We start from the raw sequence: 24567 nt of genomic DNA, 5'->3' as shown, positions 1-24567 counted from the left end.
AAAAAGCATCAATTACGGGCTTTAATAAATGCCTGCACTAGTGATGTTGTTCAAAATATACTCGCGCAAGACTTCTGTAAATAAATTCCTTTGGACTTCATACCAATTGGTAATTGTTTTTTCAGAGCGCATTAGCTCCAATCTGACAAATGCTTGAAGTGAGCAAAATATGTGAGTCTTGATTGCTTGGCTATCTCTAACCATAAATCGACAGATTCCACAGACCTGTTTGATTGCCCGATGAAATGTTTCAATTTTCCAATGGGTATCATGAATTGTGATAAATTCACTCCTCGATATTTGTTGGAGCCTATGCTCATCAGGTAAATATAAAATATAGTGTCTAGAGTCTTCTTTTTTAAAGACTTTCCTAAACAACTTAATAAATCCAAATTCTTTTAGATGAGTGATTAAACCTTCATCTGGAATCTCTAGAGTGCTTATCTGGCTGTATTTACCTACTTGATTCGAGACAGTTCTATTTTTCTCAACCCCGAATAGAAAACCCAATTTCTGGTTTCTTAGAAATTTCAAGTTCTCCACTCCTGAGTACCAACTATCCCCAGTTACGACTCTTGGTTTTAAACCCCATGCTATTACCTCAATTACCATTTCGCGGAAATAGTCGTTCTTGGTTTTACCTTCCCTTTTGTCATATATTCTGTAATTAATTGGAACTGAATTCTCATAAATATCACTGTAATATAGTGTGATTAAATTCAATCCCTTGATGCTTTTATGATATTTACCTGACCAAAAATAACCTATTAATTCTGCATGTTTTGGGTCACTGTAAAGCTTCTCTATGACCGTATCGTCAACACTTAAAATCCCTCCTACCAAATTAATTATGCTCTTTACCCTATTGTACAAATCATAGGGAGTGTATCTCTCTCTGAGTAAAAAGCGATTTACACTATCATCTGAAACATCTTCCAATATCTCTGCTAATCGGCTGCATCCCCCATGCTTTGGCTCTGATAGCAGAAATAGAGTGTAATGTTCCAGATTACATTGTGCTGTTGAGGGTTTGCTGATTTCTCTAATTTTCCGATACCTGTGAGTAGACGACACCAATCTCAAGCCAGCATTATATTACTACTGTGTCAATGCGTAAGTCCTAATATATTTTGGCACAGTTAGGAGGAGCTTCAAGATAGTCAGAAATCTGAATTCTGACTATCGAATTATGCGGTACGTTTGTTACTCAGGTAAATATTCATCATTGGTTACACATATCAAAAATGTTCACTTGAGTCTGATAAATAACTAAGAGAGATAAGTAAAACTAAGATGATGTAAAAAAATTATAGGTTGAGTTTCCTTCCGTTAACCCAACCTTACGTCTAAGATTTTTTGTGCCTCTGCGTGAGGTTAATTAATTAAGCAATGTGTCTAATTAGTACTTCCTCTCTTTTGGCTCAAACATATTAATCACCACGGGGCGATATTGAATATCAATACCTGCGGGTGAATAGTAAGCCATTGTATGTCTGAGAAAATTAACATCATCTCGTTGAGGAAAGTCTTCGCGGAAGTGTGCGCCGCGGCTTTCTTGGCGATTGAGGGCTGAGGCCAGAATGGTTTGTCCAACTACCATTAAACTTCGGAGTTCTAAAGCTTCTACAAGTTCGGTATTCCAGCAACTACCTTTGTCGTCTAAGAAAACTTGACTATATTTTTGTTGGATTTCTGTAATTTTTTCCCAGCCTTCACTCATTAATTCTTGAGTGCGGAAAACACCGCAGAATTCGGTCATTGTATCTTGAAAGGCTTGGCGGACTTGGTTAATACGGTACTGTCCTGGTTGTTCTAGTAAGGCTCGAATTTCTTGCTGGGCTTCTTTGATATAGCGTTGTTCATCTATAGTAGGTAATTTACGTTTTTGCACATATTGAGCGATCGCCGCCCCAGTTCGTTTACCATAGACTACACATTCTAATAAAGAATTACTACCTAAACGATTTGCGCCGTGAACGGAAACACAACAGGTTTCTCCAGCCGCAAAGAAACCTTCAACGAAACTATTATCACTACTGCGGACTTGACCATCAGTGTTTACAGGTATACCACCCATACAATAATGAATTGTCGGGCGGACTGGCATTGGTTGAGTCACCGCATCAACGCCGACTAAGCGGTGGGCTTCTTCCCAACAAAAGGGAACGCGACTCATAATTTTTTCTTTACCCAAATGGCGCAGGATCTAGATAGACAAAGGGGCCGCCAGCGCTACCATCAAGATTCACACCACGCCCAGCACGAATTTCGTAAGCAATCGCTCTTGAGGTAATATCACGAGGTGCTAATTCCATCCGGCTGGGTGCATAAGTCGCCATAAAGCGATCGCCTTCAGAATTAATGAGATACGCCCCTTCTCCCCGGACTGCTTCAGAAATCAGCACCCCAACTGGATACAAACCTGTGGGGTGGAACTGCACAAACTCCATGTCTTGTAGGGGTAAACCTGCGATCGCCGTCATCGCCAAACCATCGCCTGTGGAAGCGTAATCATTAGATGTGGTGTTATAAACGCGACCATAACCACCTGTGGCAAACATTACCGCTTTTGCCCTAACTACCTCAATCTGACCATCTAATAAGTGATACATCACCACACCCTTCGCCTGTCCTTCTTCTAAAATCAGGCGCATTACGTACCACTCTTGATAAATCTGCACACCATAACGCCGCAAATTATTTACCAATTCGTGCAGAATAGCATGACCAGTTTTATCGGCGGCGTAACAAGTGCGATTGTGAGAATGTCCCCCAAAAGCCCGTTGTGCAATCCGTCCATCAGGTAAACGCGAGAACAAAACACCCAGATGTTCGAGGTCAATTACTACATCTGGCGCTTCTTGGGCGAGAATGGCTACTGCATCTTGGTCTGCTAAGTAATCAGAACCTTTAACAGTATCAAAAGCGTGTGCTTCCCAAGAATCTTCGGAATCAACATTTTTTAACGATGCAGCCATCCCACCCTGGGCTGCAACTGAGTGAGAACGAATAGGATGAGTTTTCGCCACTACAGCAACATTTAAACTAGGGTCAGTACGGGCAATTTCCACAGCCGCACGACATCCTGCTAATCCTCCCCCGACAATAATTACATCATGTTCCAGCATAAACTAGCCCCCGACTGCAAAAAGCTGCTGTTCTATTGTAGAGACGCGATTCACAAAAAAAATTCCCCGTCTGCTGACAGGGAAGTTAATTAATGCAAAATTAACCATTATTAAAATCTACTACTCCCTACTATTCAACTAGTAGCTTGGATCGGTTGTTGTTGAGAGACATTACCAGGGATAGGTGCAGTCTTAGTTCCCCGTTCTATAGCAACTAGTTCAATATGATTTAACAATGTAGTTACAAAAGCAAACAGCAAGAAAGGTAACGATAGCAGAACAATTAGACCTACTGTTGCTAAGGCATATACTGGTCGTTTTGCACCCATCAGCGCCAAAGCTGATGCCAAACTAAGCGTAATTGTAATTAGCCAAACAATAATTTGACCATAAATATCTCCAAAGGTCAGGGTGCAGACAAACCGATAGTTTTTTATATCACTCATGTTCATTACAGTTGCCTCAAGTCTCTCCTATAGGTTCTACGTTAGAGCCATGTTTGCCTACAAAACAATTTCTAAATATTTTTGCAATGTTTGTAATATCACTTCACAATTTGATTTTTTTATTACAAATATAGTTAATTGAGCTAATATCAATTCTTAATGAAGCTGCGCTCAATAAGGCTTAAAGGATCGAGTCTAAAATAGTCAATCATCTCCGGCGTAAGTTTTTTTAAGATTTAGAACTTTTTTCTTGATTAATTCAGATACTATAAAGCAAAAACTCCTTGAATCCTAAAGTTTCAAGGAGTTTTGTAATATGCCAGGAACGAGACTTGAACTCGTGACACGAGGATTTTCAGTCCTCTGCTCTACCAACTGAGCTATCCCGGCGCGGGCTTTGTTTTTGCGCCACGATTTATAAATTTAGCAAACAAAAAAGGATTCTGCAAGGGGTAATCAAAAAAAATAAATTAAGCTGTTTTCCACCCTAGCTTGATCACAACAAACACAGCTATGAATAGCAGAAACTGGACAAGTACAATACTAGGGCCAGAGGCGAGGTTGAAAATACCTGACACCAGAATGCCGGCAATGCTGCTAGTCGAACCAACTATCACAGACATCAACAAAAAACGGCTAAACTGCTGACTCATCAGCTTGGCTGTAGCCGCAGGAATCACTAAAAAGGCGTTAACTAATAAAACTCCCACGGCTTTAATTGCCACAGCAACGGCTAGGGAGAGCAGCACTACAAAGGCATAACGATATAATTCCACGGGAATGCCTTGAACTTTGGCGACATCAGGATTCAGGGTTAGCAAAATTTGCTGGCGCAGAGTCGATAATAAAAATATCGTGCCTCCTATAAGTACCAACAGCGTTAAAGCTAAATCTGTAGCATCAATAGCGAGAATATCGCCAAAAAGCACAGCCATTAAGTTACCGCGATATCCCTGAATCAAGCTAGAGAGAATTACGCCGATCGCTAATGCACCAGAAAGAACTATACTCAGTACGCTATCGCTGCCTAAATCGGTTTTATCTACGAAGTAAAGAACGATAACACCAAAAACTAAGGTAAAGGGCAACAGCATCCAAGTAGGATTTAACTGTAGCAACACACCCAAGGCTACTCCAACTAAAGCTGCATGACCAACGGCATGGCTAAAAAATGATAATTGACGTAAAGTCACAAAGCACCCAAGTAAACCCCCAAGTATCCCCATTAACACAGCACCAATCAGCGCTCGTTGCATGAACGGGAATTGTAGTAAACTCACCAAATCTTGACTACTGGTAATGGCTAATATCATGTCTGAGTAAATTCTGATAATTAATCTAGTAACGCAACAAGTATCGGGTGTTCCACTTCGTTACACCCAACTTACTAATTAATTCTGCATTCTGATTTCAGGACGTTTAAACAGGATACAGCATTTACTGATATTCCCAGAGTCTCTATCCCCAGTAGTATGAAACTTTGTTGATTGGTAGATTAGGTGCAAGTGATAGGTTAGGTGACTGTTGAATCATCTAAAATGACAAGTGAGCATCTTAAGCGATCGCCCAAATAAAGTTGCAATCTATCTGCTGTTTTGATCACTATGACTGAGCAACCGAATACTGATTTGCCATCAGCAGATTCTCAATCTACCAATGAACCGTCTGAAGATACAACAACTCAGTCGGCAAATGATGCTTGGCAAAATCGCATTGCAGGTGTCTGGAAAAAAGCCACAACTAGCTTGATGCAGTTTTTACCTGTGGAGCAAGTATCGCAGACTGTGGTCGAATGGTATAGTATCAGCGAAGCTCAAATTGCAGAGATTTTAGAAGCTGTCCGTGCTGAATTGCCAACTACCGAAGCTTTGTTAATTGGTAAGCCCCAAGCTGGCAAAAGTTCGATTGTGCGGGGACTAACTGGAGTTTCACCAGAGATTATTGGCCAAGGATTTCGCCCCCATACACAACACACTGAACGCTACGCCTATCCTTCAAATGATTTACCGTTGCTGATTTTTACCGATACGGTGGGACTAGGAGATGTCAATCAAGAGACTCAGGTAATTATTCAAGAGTTGCTTGGTGATTTGCAAAAATCTAGTCGTGGTGCGCGGGTGTTAATTCTCACCGTTAAGATTAATGATTTTGCGACTGATACGTTACGACAAATCGCCCACAAATTACGTCAGCAATATCCAGATATTCCCTGTTTGCTGGCGGTGACTTGCTTACATGAAGTTTATCCTGCTGATGCAGCAGATCACCCAACTTATCCGCCAGATTACCAAGAAATTCAACGCGCCTTTGCGGAAATTCAACAAGCTTTTAGCGGATTATACGATCGCGCTGTGTTGATTGACTTCACTTTAGAAGAAGATGGTTACAATCCTGTATTTTACGGTTTAGAAGAGTTTCGCGATAATTTAGCAGAATTATTACCAGAAGCCGAAGCTGGTGCAATTAATCAGTTATTAGCCCAGGGTGTTGGTAAACAAATTGGGAACATCTATCGAGATGCTGGGCGGCGCTATATGCTCACTTTTTCGGTGATGGCTGCAACCTTGGCTGCGATACCTTTACCCTTTGCAACTATGCCTGTATTAACAGCATTGCAAGTATCGATGGTAGGACTATTAGGTAAATTATACGGGCAAACTATCACACCATCCCAAGCAGGGGGAATTGTGAGTGCGATCGCTGGCGGATTTTTAGCCCAAGCAGTTGGGAGGGAATTAGTTAAATTTATCCCAGGTTTTGGTAGTGCGATCGCCGCTTCTTGGGCGGCGGCTTATACTTGGTCTTTAGGGGAAGCTGCTTGTGTTTATTTTGGTGATGTTATGGGTGGGAAAAAACCTGATCCGCAAAAAATTCAATCTGTAATGCAAGCAGAGTTTCAAGCAGCGAAAGAACGGTTTAAGGGAATTAAACGTTAAGATACAGCCGATTCCAGCATTTTAATTGTTCCAGCATCGGCATCTATTTCAACATTTAAACCAATGGGTAAAGTAAATTTATCTTTGATATGACCAATCATTGAACCATACCAAGCCGGAATTTTTAAGGGAATTAGATGGTCGTGTAAGACTTGAGTTAATTTAAAAGATGGTTCATCGCCAAGGCTACAGTCAGTACATCTGCCAAAGATAAAGCCAGAAATTTGATTGAGAATCCCAGCATTTTTTAACTGAGTTAACATACGGTCTATCCGATAAACATCTTCTCTAACATCTTCTACAAATAAAATATTTTTGTACCAAGCAGGTAGATAAGGTGAACCCACCATTGCGGCGAGAACTGACAAGTTACCACCTATGAGTTTACCTGTGGCTTTTCCTGATGCGATCGTCTCAAATTGGACATCTTCGGTTTGGAGATTTTGCATTGTTACTGCTTCGCCATCAAATAAGATGCGTTTGGCGTAATTTGTTGTAAAGTCATTCCAGTTAGATGTGGCATTTGCGCCATGAAAAGTAATGACTCGACTACGGGCATAAATCGCTAATACTAAAGCAGTAATATCGCTGAATCCCATGATGATTTTAGGATGGGCGCGAATTTGGGCGTAATTCAATAAAGGTAAAATGCGGTTGCAACCCCAACCACCACGCATAGTCATGATGGCTGTGACGGAATTATCTGCAAACATCTTGTTGATATCGTCAGCGCGGTTAGCATCTGTACCGGCTAAATAACCGTACCTGTCTAAGAGATGGTTGCCTAATTTAATTTTTAAGCCTAATTGGGTGAGCGATCGCTGGGCGTTGGCTAAATCTTCTGCGTCAATGACACCAGCGGGCGAAACTAGCCCTACTGTGTCTCCTGGTTGTAGCCTGGGTGGTTTGAGGATGGTACTTGGCGACAGCTTACCTTGAGCTTGAACTAAAGGTATCTGCGCTGCTAAGGTTGTCAAACCACAGGTTGTAATAAATTTGCGTCGTTTCAAAATTAGGTTGGGGAGTAGGAAAAAACTTGATTATACTGGGTTCTTCATTTCAGACTTCATTTCCTACTTTTTCTTAACCGCGCAATTGCGCTACCAAGAGATTAGGGTTCCAATAAGCGCGGGTTGTTTGAATTTTTCCGTCTTTATTAATCTCAAAAATTGTGATTCCCTCAAAGGTGACTGATTTACCTGTCTTACTAACTCCTTCCATTGTCCACTTGACGGCTGCTTCAGTACCAGCTACAAAAATATGTTCAGTTGTCGCGGCTAATTTTGTAAATACAGCTTGCAATTGCCCGATAAACTGGTGATAATCTTCCCGAATTTTGACTGGAGGTTCACCAACCGGATCATGACTCACCGCATCTTCCGCAAAATTCTCTATCCAGCCTTCTGGATTCATTGCAGTAATGTTGGTAAAGTAGGCAGCAATAACTGTTTCAATGGCGGTGCTTGGCATGACTGAAGTTTTCTTAATGGAGGAACAACCGGATATAGATTATACAACCTATTATTTGCTGAACTCTAGCGATGGATTAAACAGCAACATTCAGCCAAGTAAGTTGCTAAATTAAATAAAGTCTGAAGTCTGAAGTGTTAAATTTCATCCTTCTGCCTCCTGCCTCCTGCCTTCTACTACAACTCTGTGATTAGTGGAATATTACAATATCTGCGAACTGCATTAACCCAAAATCAAGATTATCGTGACACCTTGACCAAAATTCACTGGTGGCGAATGGTTGTGGTAACAAGTGTGGGGGTCACAACTTTGGTGTGGGGAATGCGGGAACTGAAATGGTTGCAACCTTGGGAGTTAAAAGCTTATGACCAAATGTTGCGATCGCGTCCTTCAGAACCACCTGATCCTCGGCTTTTACTGGTTAAAATCACAGAAGAGGATTTGGCGCAAGTCAAATGGCCGTTATCTGATGCCATAATCAATCAATTATTAACAAAACTTGAGTCTGATCAACCGCGTGTTATTGGTCTGAATCTCTACCGCCAAAATCAAACTAATCTGGCGGCTGGTATTACGAATAAACATAACATCATTACTACTTGTTTATTAAGCAGCAAAGATAGATCAGAAATTCCTCCTCCACCGAATTTTCCTGGAGATAATATTAGCTATAACGATTTGATTCCTGATAATCAAGAAGACCAAATTGTACGCCGGAGTTTGTTATTTGCCGAGCCTAGTAATAATAGTAAATGTGCAACACAATTTTCATTTGCGGCTTTAATTGCCATTAGTTATTTAGAAAAACAAGGGATAAATGTAGATTTTACCGAAAAACACAATTTTCATCTTGGTAAAATCACTTTTTCAACTCTCACACCTAATTCTGGTGGCTATATTGGCTTAGATGCTGCTGGTTATCAAATATTATTAAATTACCGCCATCCTCATTACCTCACACAAGAAGTCACTCTTTCACAAGTTCTCAACGGCCAAGTTAATCCCAATTGGATTAAAGACAAGTTAGTAATTATTGGCACTACAGCCGCTAGTGTTCATCCTGGTGTGTATACTCCCTATAGTGCTTCTCCAGACCATCCAGCCAGAACATCAACTGTATTTATTCATGCACAAATAGCCAGTCAAATTCTCAGTACAGTTTTGGATGGTAGACCATCGATTTGGTACTGGCCTGATTGGCTAGAAGTAACATGGGTCTTGGCTTGGTCATTATTGGGTAGTATTTTAGGCTGGCGGCTGCGACATCCTGTTATGCTGCTAGTGGTGGGTTGTCTAACCCTAGCTGGTTTAGTGGGAATTTGTGCTGGTTTATTTCTCTTAGCTGGCTGGATACCGCTGATTCCCCCGGCGATCGCATTTTTGTTTAGTAGTGTGGGGATGCTGGTTTATAGTACATACCGCACTCAACAGCAAACAAAGTTAATTATTCAGCAAGTTGAACAACAACAAGAAGCGATCGCGCAATTAAGTATTCTCTTAAAAGAAACTACCGCCGCAACAGAAGCAACAAAAATTCGTGACCAACATATTCACTCTGCGTCAATAATTTATCAACCAGAAAAAAGAACTGGTGATTTACTTTTGGGTGGACGCTACCATATTTCGAGAGTTTTGGGTGCTGGGGGATTTGGTCGCACTTATTTAGCACAAGATACTCAGCGCCCTGGTAATCCAACTTGTGTTGTGAAACAATTAATGCCAGCACGTCGAGATACAAAATTTTTAGAAGTAGCCAGGAGATTATTTAATACAGAAGCAGAAATTTTAGAAGCCTTGGGGAAACATCCCCAAATCCCGGCGCTGCTGGCTTATTTTGAAGACCAGCAAGAATTCTATTTAGTAGAAGAGTATATTCCTGGGCATACTTTACACGAAGAAATAGCACCTGTACACGGTGCAAAAAATGAAACTTTTGTAATTGAGATGCTCAAAGGTGTATTAGAAGTTTTAGCCTTTGTTCATGACCATCGCGTAATTCATCGAGACATTAAACCACATAATATTATTAGAAGTAATCAAGATCATCGCTTAGTTTTAATTGATTTTGGTGCAGTTAAATTAATGCACCCACCAACTAGCGAACAAACAGAATTAGCTACAGTTGCTATTGGTACACGGGGCTATGCACCACCAGAACAATTTGCCGGACATCCGCGCTTATCTAGTGATATTTATGCTTTGGGGATGATGGGAATTCAAGCAATGACTGGTATCTTACCTCAAGAATTACAACCAGATCCAGAGACAGGCAATGTTATGTGGCAACACACAGTACAAGTAAGTGCAGAACTGGGTATGATTTTAGATAAAATGGTGCGTTATCATTTTAGCGATCGCTATCAATCAGCCGCCGCCGTTTTGCAAGACTTAAATCAGATTAGCGATCAGAAATAAAAGCACACAGATAAACTCTCTATAACTCTCTGCGCCTTTGCGTGACGGACACTTTGCTTAAGTCGGGAAACCCGCCCACGCAAGTGTCCTCCTCTGCGTGAGGCAAAAAAATCTTGTTTTGCTACCTTATTTTTGAATTAATATTATTTGGTTATATCTAAATTAAATTCAGTATGAATATAGGACAAGAAACTAAAATTGCAGGTATCTATGAAGTGTGTATTGGTGTTCCAGACCCAATTTTTGCCATACAATATTGGGAACAATTTGGTTATCGTATTGGACAAGTTGGTCAATTACCTGCGGCGACAGCCCATCAATTATATGGAGTAAATTCTGGGTTACGTTCCATTCGCCTATATCATCAAAATGCAGATCATGGGTTAATTCGGTTGATGGTTTGGCAAAATCCCACTAATCAAGGTTTGGGGTTAGCATCAATGAAAACAAAGGGAAATCGTTGGGCGACTACCCTAACTTCTGATATTTTAACTATTTTAAATCATGCCGAAGAAGCCAAAATGGCTGGTTTTACAGTGCGATATAGTATTCCCTATTGGGAAGTTATTTATAACAAAGAACGCAAAAGTCGCCCTTTTATTGACCAAAGCGTAGGGGTGAGAGAAATGTTATTATTGCAACCTTTAGCGCGACAAGTTTTATTTCAAAGATTTGGTTACACAATACCCCATTACGGAAACATTAACGCAGCATCTGTATTGAAAACTAGTCAATTTACCCATATTGGAATTGTTGTTCAAGACGATAGCAAAACTAGCCTGAAGTTTTATGAGGACATTTTAGGTTTGTTGCGAGTGCGAGATGATGTCGAAACTAGCTATGAATCTTCACCCGCAGGACGAGATTTATTTGACCTCAAACCAGGAGAAAAATTTATAGTGACGACTTTTGATGATCCTCGTTCCTCCCAGACTGATATGATGGCGGCGCGGAGTGGGAGACTTTATGTAATTCGCTTCCCGGAGGCGATAAACTTAGAATCGCGGTTTGAAGCCGCACAACCAGGAAGTTTAGGGATGTCGCTGTATACTTATCGGGTGCAGGGAATCGAAGAATATGGCGATCGCATCAAGTCCAGTCAAGTGCTAAACTTTACTAACATTATCGAAAACGAGTTTCGAGAAAAAAGTTTCTCCTTCACTGCACCAGATGGCTATTTCTGGAACCTGGTAGAAACAGGTTTCAACTAGCACAGATCGGCGTAAATAATATAGACTATCTGGAATTGCTAAAAGGCTTGTGGTATCACTATTCTTTCTTTTTCCTTTTGACTCCTTCAGAGTTCGCCACTTGCTTCAAGTCGGGAAACCCGCCCAACGCAGTAGCTCACTTTTTCCTTTTACCTTGTTGTACTAGCAACTGGTTTTTCAAATATCATCAAATGCTGCTGGGGTAATAAGTTTTTTGTCTCGCGCCAAACTAAACCAACAGCCTGCATTTCTTTCCGCCCCTGGTTTTGCGTCATCTTGTGCAGACGTTTAATCATAATTAAGGGATTCTCCCCGCGGTACTCTACCAGTACTACCCTACCCCCCGGTTTTAAGGCTTTGACAATTCCTTGCATCACTTCGTAAGGATATGCAAATTCATGATAAGCATCCACCATTAAAGCCAAATCAACGCTGGCATTAGGCAGATTGGGATTATCAATAGTTGCTAAAATTTGCTCAACATTAGTAATTTTTTTCTCTTGTTTATAAGCTTGAATAATCTCTAACATTTCGGGCTGAATATCTACAGCCAAGACTTTTCCTTGAGGTAATAAAGGTGCAATCAAAAAACTCAAATAACCTGTACCAGCACCAATATCTGCAACTACATCATTTGGTTTTAAATCCAACGCACCGACTATCTTGCTTGGCTGTTCTTCTAACTCGCGGCTAGGACGTTCCAGCCAGCCTGCGCCTGTGTGTCCCATCACTTGGGCAATTTCTCGCCCCATATAATATTTACCAATACCATCTGGACTATGATTAACTTTTTGTTCATAAACTGTAGTCGAGGAAATATTTGTCATTTCTGGTTTATTTGCAGTCAAAAACCAGAAACTTGCAACTATCAGAATAATCCCAATTAAAGGTAAAAAACTAAACTTACGGATTTGATTCATCGTTAACTAGTATTTACTCACTAAAAAAATACTAGTACAGGTCGGCGTAAATAAACAAACCATCTGGAATTGCTAAAAGGCTTATAGTATTATTATTCTTTCTTCCTTTTGACTTTTGACTTGTTGTACTAGCGGATTGGAATTGTAATCACAAATTCTGTACCCCTGTCTGGTAGAGAAATACATTGTAATGACCCACGATGTTTTTCTGTAACTATCTGGTAACTAATTGATAAGCCTAGACCGGTTCCTTTACCAATTGGTTTAGTAGTAAAAAATGGATCAAATAAACGACTTTGTACTTTTTGGGGAATTCCTGTCCCATTATCAGCAATATGAATGCAGATACTTTCATTTTCACATTCAGAAGAAATGCGAATTATTGGCTGTTGACAGAGCTTTTTTTCCCAAGCTTCATCTAAAGCATCAATTGCATTTGCCAAGATATTCATAAATACTTGATTTAATTGACCCGCAAAACATTTGATATGCGGCATTTCGCAATACTCTTTAATTACTTGAATTTCTGGGCGATGAGTTTGAGCTTTAAGGCGGTGTTTCAAAATTAACAAGGTACTATCTATACCATCATGCACATTAGCAGTTTTAAATTCAGCTTCATCTAAACGCGAAAAAATTCGCAGAGAAAGAACAATTTGATGAATACGTTCAGCACCTACTTTCATAGAAGTCAAGATTTTAGGCAAGTCTTGGATAATATATTCAATTTCAACTTCTTTCATGACATCTTGAATATTAGAATCTGGATTAGGGTAATACTTTTGGTAAAGTTGAATTAGTTGCAGTATATCTTTCACATAATTTTCGGCATATTCAACATTGCCATAAATAAAAGTTACCGGATTATTAATTTCATGAGCTACACCAGCAACTAACTGTCCTAAAGAAGACATTTTTTCAGTTTGAATCAGTTGAGATTGAGTTTGCTTAAGCTCATTTAGAGTATTTTTTAAGTCAAGATTTTTTTGCTCAACTTCTTTAGTTCTTTCTTTGATTTTCTGCTCTAAATTTTGGTTATAGGCTTCTAATTTAGCTTTTGCTTGATACTGTTCTGTTAAAAGTTGTTTTACTTGTTGAATTAACTGATTTAAAGAAATAGCTAGAACACTAACTTCATCTTCAGTAGTGACAGGTGCTTGTAAATCAAAATTAGCATCTTTTGTCACTTTTTTGGCAATCTGCGTTACAGCTTGCAAAGGTCGGGTAATTTTGTTGCCAATTAAATATCCTATGAATGTAACAATTGTACCTCCCAATAAAAACAAAAGATATAGTCTTAGCCAAAGTGAAGATTGAGTTTTATCCAATTGCAATATTGGATAAAGTATAGTTGTATTTAAAGACTGACTTGCGCCTTTAAATACAATACTTTTAGCAAAATATTCTTGTTGTTGAATTGATGTTGTAAGGGTGGACAAATTAGGCGAAGGAGGCTGCCATTTTGTTTCTTTAATATCTGGTAGTGTTGATGCAATAATTGTGTCTTTTTTTGTCGTAACTATGTCTTTAGAGGAACCAACAGCAATTTGTTTTAAAAATGACTCATCTACTAAATTACCCATAATAATTCCACCTACAATTTTTATGGAAGATTTGATTGGGTGAATTACTACTTGTAAAACTTGTAGACTATCTTCTACATCAATAAAATCAATAAAGCTACCACCGCTCTTAGCAATGTTAGTAATAGATTTATCAAGTAATTTAGATGTAACTAAACTAGATTTTCTTGTATCTAATAAAGTATTGCCATTAGTATCAACTACTTTTATCCAATCTAAATTCAAAGTAGTTCTAATAGGGAGTAAATCTTGTAAAAGTTTTTGTTTATCTTTTTGTTCAATTGCTAAGGTAATTGTCTCACGCCCAGCAATCAAATTTACTTGTGTTTCCAAATCTTCCTGTTCATGCTGAAAATCTTGGTAAACTCTTTCTGCAAAACTTGCAACTTCTTGGCGAATGTTCTGCTCAAGACTATCAGTAAACCAATGTCCAATGATGGATAAACACAATATAAATATGCTCAAAAATATAGCTAGAGATGAAAAAACTATTTTTTGGCTGAGATTAAAGCGTAAGCGAAATTTTCTTCGCATGGCGGTGATGATAAATTTAATTGCTAGGAATAAAGCTTTTATCTTGCAGTAGTTTATGACCTTCTGAGCCAAAGATAAAATCAATGAATTTTTGAGTGGTAGGTGTAGGTGATTTTTGCCAAATAATTCCTAGATGACGTACCATTTGGTATTTACCATTAGTAAAATTATCTTTGTTTGGCTCAATACCATTTAGTTTAAGGCGATTGGCTGGTAATTGATTAATTACAGAATAAGCTAAAGAAAAAGCACCAATTGAATAGGGAGTGCTTTGTAAAGTGTCAATTAGCTCTCCTTCTTTATTTAAAATGACAGCTTTAGTAGTGGTTTTATCTTGACCTAAATAGTATTTTCGCAGTAATTTTTTGGCAGATTCATCTTCTGGTCTATCCAAGACTACAATTTGTGCATTAGGGCCGCCTAATTCTTGCCAGTTAGTAATTTTTCCGGCGTAGATTGACTTTAACTGATTAGTTGTTAAATTAGTTACACCCTTAACACTGTTGTGTGTAAAAACAACGAGTAAATCTTGAGCTAATTCACGATATTGAATTTTACCGTTATCTTCTTCTGGCTTCAGTTTGTGACTGCTACCTGCAATATCGACAATATCATTTTTAAGTGCCGCGATCGCACCTTCTGATTGACTGTGAGAGATAAACTCTACTTTGGCTGTTTTATTTTGAGCTTGATAAGCTTCTGTTAATAGTTTTAAAACTGTGATAGATGAACTAGAACCAGCAATTTTGATGGGTGGCTGGGTTTGTACATCATTTTGACTAGTAGTTTGACTAGAATTGGTTGTGGTAGTTGATTTGATAGCGTTACAACTACAGAGTCCTAGCACGACTAATCCTAAGATAACTCGCGCAGTAATAATTTTCATCATGAGTCAGCCAATACCCGTGTTTAGAATAATTCTCATTTTAGAGTACCCAAATAGTTAAGCAAAATAACAGCCAAAAAATGTGAACTTGCGGTGTAAATAATTAATTATTTCAACAGTAATACTTGTAAATATTAATAAGTTTTGTATCACTACCAATACCAAGATTTTGCTAGTGTGTTTGTGCTGGCGATCGCACTATTTTTATACAAACAAATAAAATCACGAAGTTTAAATTTACTGGCGCATTCTGCAAACACCCTATAAAATCAGACTCAATCTTTATGTTGATATAAATTATTGCTGTCACGTAGCAGGAAAATTACTATGCAAAAGATTAATAAATATGTGTTTTTAAGTTTAACTGCTGTTGGTTTATCAGTAGGTTATTCCAGTTTATTTGCTACAGAAACTCATATTCAAACAGTGCCGAATCTGGATAAACAATTATTGGCACAATCTCAAGCAATCCCCTCTATTTATGAATATTTAGAGAAAAATAAACCCGAAAGTTATAATTTTCTAAAAAAACAACTAGACGCATCTATTCAGGATGCTAAAAAACCAAGTGCAGATAAAGTTGTTAATAACCTTTGGGCATTATCCACTACTAACCCCAAAATTAAAACCAGAGAACGCGACGGTAAAACAGAATTTTTGATGGTGAGTTGGCTATATACCTCAAATCCTAGTACAGATTGGGCTGTAGGAACAAAAGAAATTAGCCGTCAAACATGGTTAACAGTATTTCCTCAAGTGCAAGAATTTTGCCAAAGCTGCAAAGGAACAGGCATAAATTTGCCAGGAAAAGTGATGCTGGCGTTGAGATTACAACAGTATTTAGGATTAATTTTAAATAAATATGCTAATAAAACCCACTTTGTAGAAATGTGGGTGAAAGCCGAAGACTTAAGCCGACCATGTATTGACCCAGAAATAAATGATTCTAGTTGCAACGTTTTACCTGTACCTGTACCTAAAAGTAATTTAACTCTGCATAATATTTATCAAAACTCTTTTGAGAATAAAGACAAAGAATATTATCCTTGGACTGGGTTAGGTTATACCTACGATTGGGGTAATTCTCAAAAGCCTCATGTTGGTGCTAGTGAGTTTTTGATCAACGGTACTAAAGACAAACCAGTTACAGTAGAAGTTGCTGCTGTGAAAGAAACTATAGAATATTGTAATAATAAACATTTAAAATAAAAACTGATATTTAGTCGATAACAATCGAGGAAATCAGACACCCGACTTCTTGAAGAAGTCGGGTGTCTTGTTGTTTATAAATAATTTAGAATTGCCAGATTATTTACTGACATGGGAGGCGTAAAATATTAAATTATACATTTTTATAAAATAAGCTTTTGAGTTTGTTCAAATTATACACACGTTAATTTTAAATACTATGACTGGAATGGAACCTTGGGCAATATCTGTTGTTGGTGGTGTCGCTGTACCTCTTTTTCAGTCACTTTTGACAGGAGGTGATCAGTTCTTAAAATTGTTTGGCAAAACTTTAGACGAAAAAACTAGAGAACTAATTTTTGCAGCTTCAAAACAATATGTGCAGAACTACCAAGAACGACACGGTATTCTCAAAGTATTGGGAATGCGTGAACCTGTATCTTTGGAATCTGTCTATACAGCGGTACAGTTTTTAAATGATGATGCTATTCAAAGTTTTGAATCTATTGAGAACTTAGAAAAATTTTATCGTAACGCTAACAGTCGCAGGTTTCAATCTAAAGATGTGCCTAAACAAGTAGGTATTAAAGTTGCAAATGAAAAGCAATATTTAATGATACTTGGTGGCCCTGGTGCTGGCAAATCTACATTTTTGCGGAAGATGGGACTAGAAGCATTGAAAGGAAAAAGAGGAGGATTTCAACATAACTGTATCCCTGTATTTATCGAGTTAAAAAGATTTGCCTCTAGTAATGTAGATATTGAAAAATTCATTACAGAAGAATTTAGTATTTGTGGCTTTCCATCAGCCGATAAATTTACAGCTAAGGCTTTAGAAGCAGGTAAACTGCTCATTTTATTAGATGGACTAGATGAAATACCAACTAAGAATTTAACAGAAGCGATTAACCACATACAAAACTTTGTTGATAAGTATGATTGCAATCGGTTTATAGCTTCCTGTCGGACTGCTGCTCATCGTAACTGTTTCCGTCGCTTTAGCGATGTGATTATGGCAGACTTTGATGATGAACAAATGCAGCAGTTTATAAATAATTGGTTTCAATCTGAAGTAGATAAGCAAGCCAGGACAGGCGATAAATGTTGGGAATTACTACAAAAACCAGAAAACTCTGCGGCTAAAGAGTTAGCACACACACCTTTATTGCTGACATTTCTGTGTTTAGTATATGATCGTTCCCAAAACTTTCCTGATAATCGCAGTGTGCTTTATAAAAAAGCTTTGCGGATATTATTAGAAGAATGGGCATCAGAAAAGCGAATTTTGCGAGATGAAATATATCAAGGGCTGCATACAGAATTAGAAGAAATATTATTATCAGAAATTGCTTATACAGGTTTTGAATCTGACAGGCTGTTTTTTTCTCAGCGTGATATTGTTCAGCAAATTAAAAATTTTCTGGCAAGTAATTTAAATGCACCGCAACATTTAGACGGTGAAGCAGTGCTGAATGCTATTGCTGTGCAGCAGGGAATTTTAGTAGAACGCGCCGAAGATATCTTTTCTTTTTCTCACCTCACGCTACAAGAATATTTAACAGCACAATATATTGATGATCATCGCTTAGTTGATAAGTTAATTACTGCACACTTGACAGATAAACGCTGGAAAGAAGTGTTTTTACTTGTTGCTGGTTTAGAGGCGATTGTCGCCCCCTGAAGATTTGCTGTTGTTGATGGAAAAAGAAGCGCAGAAATATATTAACTCACCCAAGTTACGAGATTTATTAAACTGGGCGGAACAAATGACAAGTGGCTCACCAGGAGATTATAAACCAGTTGGTAAACGTACAGTGGCAATTGCGATCGCCAACGCCATCGCCAAAGCCATCGCCATCGCCAAAGCCAAAGCCTACGCCAAAGCCTACGCCAACGCCAACGCCAAAGTCTACGCCAACGCCAACGCCAACGCCAACGCCAACGCCAACGCCATCGCCATCGCCAACGCCAACGCCAACGCCAACGCCAACGCCAACGCCAACGCCAACGCCATCACCAACGCCAACGCCATTGCCAACGCCAACGCCAACGCCAACGCCAACGCCATTGCCAACGCCAACGCCATCGCCATCGCTATTAAATATACTAGTGAGCTTGAAAAACTAAAAATCTTGAATAATGTCAATTTCACCTCACTAATTACCCGACTACAAGCACTGAAAACTCAAATTCCTGATGAGCAACAACCAGAACAAGTGAAAATGGCATTTGCTCAAAATTTGCAACAAACTTTACTTGCTGCGTTAAACCTTACGCCAGATATGATCAATTTATCTTCTAAAGAACAGAAGGCTTTAGAAAATTATCTTTACGCAAATGACCTCATCATTAAATGTAAACAAGCAGCAGTGCGCGTTTCTCCCCAAATCTGGGAAGCAATTGAAGCCCGGATGTTGTTAGCTCAAAATATTAATTAGCCGCATCAAAAATTTGTTGTGCAGTTAAATTTAATTGCGGAAAAGTAGGCGATATAATACTAGCGTTACCTTGAAACTGAGTCATTTGATATTCACCATCAATTAACTCGCACACAAAAATAGTCGGTTGTTTAGGATTCCCGATGAACTTTCTACCACCTAATCCAGCATAATCAGCAATCCAATATTCAGGAATTCCCATTTCCTCATAATCCCTAAATTTATTGTAGTAATCGTCACGCCAATTGCTCGATACAACCTCAACTACCAAAGGAACAGATGCGGCTTGGCTGACTGTTGAGTACTTTTGAAAAAGGGGTTCATTGTCAAGATTATCAAGATTTAGCAGCAATACATCAGGTAAATATGCAGATTCAGCAGATGGAGTTTTAACAAATGTAGTTTTAGGAATACAGTAAGGTAAATTTAGACGATCAAACTCCACTGTTAATTTGCGCGACAAAAACCCAATCACTTTTTCATGCGCTCCGCTTGGAGGTGGCATTTCAACAATTACTCCCCTGTGTAATTCATAGAGTTTACCATCGTTGGGATACCATTCAATAAATTCATTGAAGGTAAATAATTTAGGCAAAGCTTGAGTCATAATCTTACCTCCACAAGTATTTATTTTATGCCAATTCGTAATTAATAAATTTAGAAAAGTCGTAAATATTAAGTAGGGTGTGTTACGGCTATGTAAGGATTTGAGAGATTGATGAATTAGCCGTAACACACCACTATCATACGGTGCGTTACGCTTTGCTTGAACGCACCCTACAATTTACTTCAGTTGCTTGGTGCAAGATGTGAATTAACTCATTTTTGTTTGATAAACTTTCACTAATCTATCAATACCTTTAAACCGATGATCTCCCATCTCTTGAAAATCTGAGGAATCTGTCAGCATGTGATAAGTAGCTTCACTAATCACACACTCACCAGGGGGACAAACAGCTTCCATCCGCGCTGCTAAGTTAATCGTAGCGCCTAATGCGGTGTAGTCTACCCGTTGGGAACTGCCAACATCACCAACAACAGCCTTACCACTATTAATTGCAATGCGTAATTGTAGAGGTTCTTCCCAAAAACCTTTGGCGTTCAGCCTTTGCAGACGTGTGAGCATTCCTTTAGCGGCGGCTGTGGCGCGGTCTGCATGATCTACCAGCGGTTCGGGAGCGCCGAAAAATGCCATAATACAATCGCCAATATATTTATCTAAAGTGCCGCCGTAGCCAAATACTTCTTGCAGCATTTCTTCAAATAAATTATTTAATAATTGAGCGATCGCTTTTGGTGTTAATCTCTCTGAAAGTGCGGTAAACCCGACTAAATCGGCAAATAAAATACTAATCTCACTTTCAGTTGTCGGTAAACGTCCATCTGGTAAACCACCCACAGAAATTAACTGCTGTACAACTGCGGGAGAATGATAACGTTCTAGGCGATGACGAATTACTTCTTCTGTTTTGAGTTTTTCTACTAATAACCAACGCTGCACACTTGAAGCAACCAAATTTGCTAAAGCCGAAAAAAAGCTGAGTTCTTCTTCACCATCATCTGCCCAATGATAAGAAGAAAGATGGGCATCTGCATAGAGAACACCAACGACTTTATTTTCATCCCACAAAGGCACAGCCATTGCACTGCGAATACCTTTGACTAAAATACTATGTTCCCCAGCAAATCGTTCATCTTTGTGAGTATCCGCAGTTTGAATTGCCACTTTTTCTTCAAATACTTTTTGACAAATACTGCGACTAATCCAACTACCATCAGCTGCTAAATATTTTTGTTCATAAGTATTTCTCGTACCAGCATTGACTAACTCTAAATGATTGCAACTATTTACATCAATTAATAAAGCCAAGCGGTCAATACTGTCGAGATAGCGAAAAACTACTTGTTGTACTTGAGAAAAAATTTCTTCTATTGATGCGGCTGCACACAAATTTTTAGCAATATCTACTAAGTCTTTGAGGCGAGCAATGCTTTTATTTTTAGTAGTAATATCATCATCGTGACTATCAGCTGCTATCCACTGCTGTTGCAACTGTTCAACATTACGTAAAATCGTTCTTTGTTCCGCACTATCAGAAACTGCTGCGTGTTGAATTTTCACCTGCATTGCTGGATTTACCAACAATACTACTAAGCTGACATTTCCTAGCCAAATAATATCACCGTGTTGTAAATCTCTCGTTTCAGTTACAAAACTTTGATTTACTTGCGTGCCATTTTTACTGCCTAAATCCTCAATAGCCCACGCACCATTAGCTTTTTTTCGTAAAAGTGCATGTTTTCGGGAAACTCCACCAAAAGGTAAGTACAGGTCACATTCTGGTAAACGACCAATAGTGAATTCATCTTGATTCACGGTTACTGTTGTTTCTGTTTCTCCCTGTTGTAGGCGCAGTGTGAGTTCAGTCATGAGTATGATTTGTTTATCCTGGAAGCTAGGGAAACATCTTTAACGTAAAGGATACCCAGGATAAATCCTTTACCTTATCTTTATGGCACTGATAATGACATTCCGACAACTGTTTACAGTAAATTAAATAGAATTTATCTATTGCGTGTAAGCACAGCCCGTTGGAGACATTGCTTCTATATGACAACCCACTACTAATACCGTTTCACTTTAAGTTTGATACAAATAGACCGCAGGGGGCAGGGAGCAGGGAGCAGGGGGAAAGAATGAAAAACCCATAAATTTGTCTCATTTTTTCGTGAAATGGTATAACTTTGTATTCTCATCATCTCCTGGGTAATGGTAAAAAGTACCCAAAAAGCGATGTCTGGCGACAAGCCGCTTTGCGTCTACGCATTTCTGAATTAGTAATTTGTGTTGTTGTGCAACTTGAACCGTCATAGTCTATTGAGGTACTTCAATACGATATTCGGGTACTTCAATACGATATTTAGGTACTTCAATATGATATTTGAGTACTCCAATATGATATTCGGGTACTTCAATATGATATTTGGGTACTTCAATATGATATTTGAGTACTCCAATACGATATTTGGGTACTCCAATACGATATTCAGGTACTTCAATATGATATTCGGGTACTTCAATACGATATTCGGGTACTCCAATACGATATTTAAGAACTCAACAGCAAAAAAACAGAAATTTTATACTTTTAATTATAATACTTTTCAGTATAATTAGTGAATAAATATTAGATTTTACTGTAACAATACTTTAGTTTTGGTTGTTATTGCTCAGGTCAAGAGAGATAGCAGATAGCTAGAGTAAAAAGATAAGTTTGCATCAATTTTTACAGGATATTCAGTAGAAAAGGTATATATGGCAAGATTAAAACGTGGTTCTACAATATTAGATAAAGCAACGCGACGAATTGCTGGGATGCGATCAATTAGCGAAACCTTGGAATTTGGTGATGGGTTGAGTTTGACGGAGTATGAAAGGCGAATTCAAACCTTACAAACAAAATTATCAAACTATAATACGATGCTCTCTACTTTAGATGAAGCGATGGGGCAGATTCAATTACTAGAGCAAGATTTAAGCAGCTATTCTGAAAAAATGTTAATGAGTGTCAGAACGCGCTATGGCAAAGACAGTTTGCAATATGTGCAAGCAGGTGGAAAGCTGCGCCAACAAAATAAGCGTGCATCAACAACTGTACCGACTACAACAATGATGGCGCTAAATGTAGAGAACTCAGCAACAAATGGTAAAAGTACAAAAACAACAGTAAATTAACGTAAGTTTGATGAACTTCTCCCTAACTCCTCTCCAAGTTAGGGTGTACAAACAAGTTATCAAATCATTCATTATCAGTTCTTGAATTACCTCACTCTAACCCTCTCCTTGGAAAGGGGACTTGAAGAATTTTCCCATAGCGATCGCTCAAAAAATGCCGAGAATGTATGCTTATAAGTCATACCATTTCACAAAAAAAATGATACAAATTTATGGGTTTTCATTCTTCCCCCTGCTCCCTGCCCCCTACGGTCTATTTGTATCAAACTTAAAGTGAAACGGTATTAGGTGGTAATTCCAAAGGAATTGTCCCTAATAAACCCTTGCGATAATCTGTAAAAAGTTGTCTGGCTGCGCGTTCCACATCGCCGTTATAACGATGTTCTGCTAAAGCTTCTAAATAAGATTCTCCTGTGTAGGGTGTGGAGTCGAGTCCATAGCGTAACTGTAGCGGTGATTCTGGTAACAAATGATTTGCAGTAATATGAATTTCGTTCAGAAAATCTACTAGTGCGGATGCTACAAGTTGATTATCGTAAGATGCTTGACCGATGTCATCGCAGATTGCTAATTTCAAAGCTGCGTCTTGGTTGTCTAAGCGAGAAGGAATGACACCAGGTGCATCGAGTAATTGTAACTGGTCAGATATCCGTACCCAACGCAAGCTACGTGTTACCCCTGGGCGTGCTGCACTTTCTACCACACGCCGTCCCAAAAGGCGATTAATTAAAGCTGATTTGCCAACGTTAGGAAAACCAATCACCACAGCCCGGACAGGACGAGGTAACATTCCGCGATCGCATCTTTTTTTATTCAGTTCGACTCCCGCGGCTTGGGCGGCTTTTGCAATAGCTGTGACACCTTGACCCTGTTGAGCATTGGTAAAATAAGGCACTTCTCCTTGACTTCTAAACCAATCTGTCCAGAGCGATCGCACTTGGGGTGTAATCATATCTAAGCGGTTCAATACCAAAATCCGCGTTTTGCTTCCCACCCATTCACCAATTTGCGGGTGGTGCGTCGCCAAAGGAATCCGCGCATCTCGGACTTCTAATACCACATCTACCAGTTTTAGCTGTTCTTTGAGGTTTTTCTCTGCCTTAGCAATATGACCCGGATACCATTGGATCAGGTTTAATTTGTAGTTGTTCGTAATAGCCATAGAAAAAAGTATGAAGTATGAAGTATGAAATTTTGTCTTTTGACAAAGGACGATTGACTATTGACTATTGACTCCTGTACCTTGATGCAGAATTAGACGATTACCTTCAGGATCGTAGGCATAAATTTCTCGTCCGTGGGAAGCAATAGATATTTTGCCGGGTGGAGGATAACCTAAATTTGTGAGATGAGCGATCGCCGCTTCTAAATTACTCACCTCTAAGCACAAACTTATTTTACTTTTAGTTGAGTTTTCAAATTCTAACTCGTGACTTTGTTTCGGTTGAAAAATCCCCAATCGCAAACCCATCAATTGAAACTCTGCATAAACATTGGGAATCAAAGTACTAGGTTTTTCACTTAAAACTTGAGTATAGAAATTGACTAAACTTTCTAGATTAACTGTGGCGATCGCCACGAATACTTCAGTATATCGCAAAACCATTACTTTGCTGTAGCTAATTGATGTTGCAAATCATTTCTCTATAAATTGATCAGCCATTAATATCAAAATT

General features: G+C 38.8%; 20 protein-coding genes, 1 tRNA gene and 1 pseudogene. 8 read left to right on the top strand and 14 right to left on the bottom strand.

Annotated features, from left to right (window positions below):
• Window positions 1–21: 21 nt before the first annotated feature.
• The 5 genes and pseudogenes from AC504W_RS22660 to AC504W_RS22640 all read right to left on the bottom strand — a co-directional run bounded on the left by AC504W_RS22660 (window position 22) and on the right by AC504W_RS22640 (window position 4887).
• On the bottom strand, window positions 22–1047 hold the full coding sequence (locus AC504W_RS22660) for an IS701 family transposase (RefSeq protein WP_494878555.1): 1026 nt from the start codon (window positions 1045–1047) through the stop codon (window positions 22–24).
• A 352-nt stretch (window positions 1048–1399) separates the two neighbouring features.
• Window positions 1400–3128: pseudogene (locus AC504W_RS22655) on the bottom strand (succinate dehydrogenase/fumarate reductase flavoprotein subunit).
• A 134-nt stretch (window positions 3129–3262) separates the two neighbouring features.
• Entirely contained in the window at window positions 3263–3580 is a 318-nt protein-coding gene (locus AC504W_RS22650) for a hypothetical protein (RefSeq protein WP_494874466.1), read from the bottom strand.
• Window positions 3581–3891: 311 nt separating this feature from the next.
• Window positions 3892–3964 (bottom strand) — tRNA-Phe (locus AC504W_RS22645).
• A gap of 80 nt (window positions 3965–4044) precedes the next feature.
• Window positions 4045–4887, bottom strand: a complete 843-nt coding sequence (locus AC504W_RS22640; RefSeq protein ID WP_494874465.1) for a metal ABC transporter permease — start codon at window positions 4885–4887, stop codon at window positions 4045–4047.
• A gap of 291 nt (window positions 4888–5178) precedes the next feature.
• On the opposite strand from AC504W_RS22640, the gene AC504W_RS22635 reads away from it, so the two are divergent.
• Window positions 5179–6510, top strand: coding sequence for a GTPase family protein (locus AC504W_RS22635; protein WP_494874464.1), 1332 nt, complete (start codon window positions 5179–5181; stop codon window positions 6508–6510).
• On the opposite strand, the gene AC504W_RS22630 is transcribed toward AC504W_RS22635, so the two are convergent.
• Window positions 6507–7520 (bottom strand): S66 peptidase family protein, encoded by a 1014-nt coding sequence (locus AC504W_RS22630; protein WP_494874463.1) that lies wholly within the window; start codon window positions 7518–7520, stop codon window positions 6507–6509. The two genes, AC504W_RS22635 and AC504W_RS22630, sit on opposite strands and share 4 nt — an antisense overlap.
• A 73-nt stretch (window positions 7521–7593) precedes the next feature.
• Window positions 7594–7980, bottom strand: coding sequence for a nuclear transport factor 2 family protein (locus AC504W_RS22625; RefSeq protein WP_193892298.1), 387 nt, complete (start codon window positions 7978–7980; stop codon window positions 7594–7596).
• A 186-nt stretch (window positions 7981–8166) separates the two neighbouring features.
• On the opposite strand from AC504W_RS22625, the gene AC504W_RS22620 reads away from it, so the two are divergent.
• Both AC504W_RS22620 and AC504W_RS22615 read left to right on the top strand, forming a co-directional pair.
• Window positions 8167–10395: a CHASE2 domain-containing protein gene (locus AC504W_RS22620; RefSeq protein ID WP_494874462.1), complete on the top strand. Its 2229-nt coding sequence runs from the start codon at window positions 8167–8169 to the stop codon at window positions 10393–10395.
• A gap of 173 nt (window positions 10396–10568) precedes the next feature.
• Window positions 10569–11606 carry a VOC family protein gene (locus AC504W_RS22615; protein WP_494874461.1) on the top strand — a complete coding sequence of 346 codons (1038 nt, stop codon included), beginning with the start codon at window positions 10569–10571 and terminating at the stop codon, window positions 11604–11606.
• Window positions 11607–11755: 149 nt separating this feature from the next.
• On the opposite strand, the gene AC504W_RS22610 is transcribed toward AC504W_RS22615, so the two are convergent.
• The 3 genes from AC504W_RS22610 to AC504W_RS22600 form a co-directional block, all read right to left on the bottom strand.
• The gene (locus tag AC504W_RS22610; RefSeq protein ID WP_494878730.1) at window positions 11756–12433 is read right to left on the bottom strand and encodes a class I SAM-dependent methyltransferase; all 678 of its coding nucleotides are present in this window, start codon (window positions 12431–12433) and stop codon (window positions 11756–11758) included.
• A 221-nt stretch (window positions 12434–12654) separates the two neighbouring features.
• Complete coding sequence (locus AC504W_RS22605) at window positions 12655–14643, bottom strand: ATP-binding protein (protein WP_494874459.1); 1989 nt, start codon at window positions 14641–14643, stop codon at window positions 12655–12657.
• A gap of 16 nt (window positions 14644–14659) precedes the next feature.
• The gene (locus AC504W_RS22600) at window positions 14660–15532 is read right to left on the bottom strand and encodes a substrate-binding domain-containing protein (protein ID WP_494874458.1); all 873 of its coding nucleotides are present in this window, start codon (window positions 15530–15532) and stop codon (window positions 14660–14662) included.
• A gap of 324 nt (window positions 15533–15856) precedes the next feature.
• Between AC504W_RS22600 and AC504W_RS22595 the strand changes: the two genes are divergently transcribed.
• From AC504W_RS22595 to AC504W_RS22585, 3 genes are all read left to right on the top strand, one after another.
• Window positions 15857–16738, top strand: a complete 882-nt coding sequence (locus AC504W_RS22595; RefSeq protein ID WP_494874457.1) for a hypothetical protein — start codon at window positions 15857–15859, stop codon at window positions 16736–16738.
• A 199-nt stretch (window positions 16739–16937) separates the two neighbouring features.
• Window positions 16938–18398 (top strand): NACHT domain-containing protein, encoded by a 1461-nt coding sequence (locus AC504W_RS22590; RefSeq protein ID WP_494874456.1) that lies wholly within the window; start codon window positions 16938–16940, stop codon window positions 18396–18398.
• Entirely contained in the window at window positions 18385–19155 is a 771-nt protein-coding gene (locus AC504W_RS22585) for an NACHT C-terminal helical domain 2-containing protein (protein WP_494874455.1), read from the top strand. Before AC504W_RS22590 ends, AC504W_RS22585 begins: the two co-directional genes overlap by 14 nt.
• Here the strand turns inward: AC504W_RS22585 and AC504W_RS22580 are convergent.
• Both AC504W_RS22580 and AC504W_RS22575 read right to left on the bottom strand, forming a co-directional pair.
• The gene (locus AC504W_RS22580; RefSeq protein ID WP_494874454.1) at window positions 19148–19762 is read right to left on the bottom strand and encodes a Uma2 family endonuclease; all 615 of its coding nucleotides are present in this window, start codon (window positions 19760–19762) and stop codon (window positions 19148–19150) included. The genes AC504W_RS22585 and AC504W_RS22580 overlap by 8 nt on opposite strands.
• A 207-nt stretch (window positions 19763–19969) precedes the next feature.
• Window positions 19970–21586, bottom strand: a complete 1617-nt coding sequence (locus AC504W_RS22575) for an adenylate/guanylate cyclase domain-containing protein (protein ID WP_494874453.1) — start codon at window positions 21584–21586, stop codon at window positions 19970–19972.
• 314 nt (window positions 21587–21900) lie between these two features.
• Between AC504W_RS22575 and AC504W_RS22570 the strand changes: the two genes are divergently transcribed.
• Window positions 21901–22029, top strand: a complete 129-nt coding sequence (locus AC504W_RS22570; protein WP_494874452.1) for a hypothetical protein — start codon at window positions 21901–21903, stop codon at window positions 22027–22029.
• Between the two features lie 442 nt (window positions 22030–22471).
• Window positions 22472–22891 (top strand): hypothetical protein, encoded by a 420-nt coding sequence (locus AC504W_RS22565; protein ID WP_494874451.1) that lies wholly within the window; start codon window positions 22472–22474, stop codon window positions 22889–22891.
• A 268-nt stretch (window positions 22892–23159) separates the two neighbouring features.
• On the opposite strand, the gene ylqF is transcribed toward AC504W_RS22565, so the two are convergent.
• Both ylqF and AC504W_RS22555 read right to left on the bottom strand, forming a co-directional pair.
• A complete protein-coding gene (gene ylqF / locus AC504W_RS22560; protein WP_494874450.1) occupies window positions 23160–24053 on the bottom strand; it encodes a ribosome biogenesis GTPase YlqF in 894 nt (297 codons plus the stop codon).
• Window positions 24054–24110: 57 nt separating this feature from the next.
• The gene (locus tag AC504W_RS22555; protein WP_494874449.1) at window positions 24111–24497 is read right to left on the bottom strand and encodes a VOC family protein; all 387 of its coding nucleotides are present in this window, start codon (window positions 24495–24497) and stop codon (window positions 24111–24113) included.
• Window positions 24498–24567 lie beyond the last annotated feature (70 nt).

This window comes from Nostoc sp. C96, assembly GCF_059384975.1.
The sequence above is the reverse complement of the archived record's forward strand: the minus strand, read 5'-3'. Positions and strand labels throughout refer to the sequence as shown.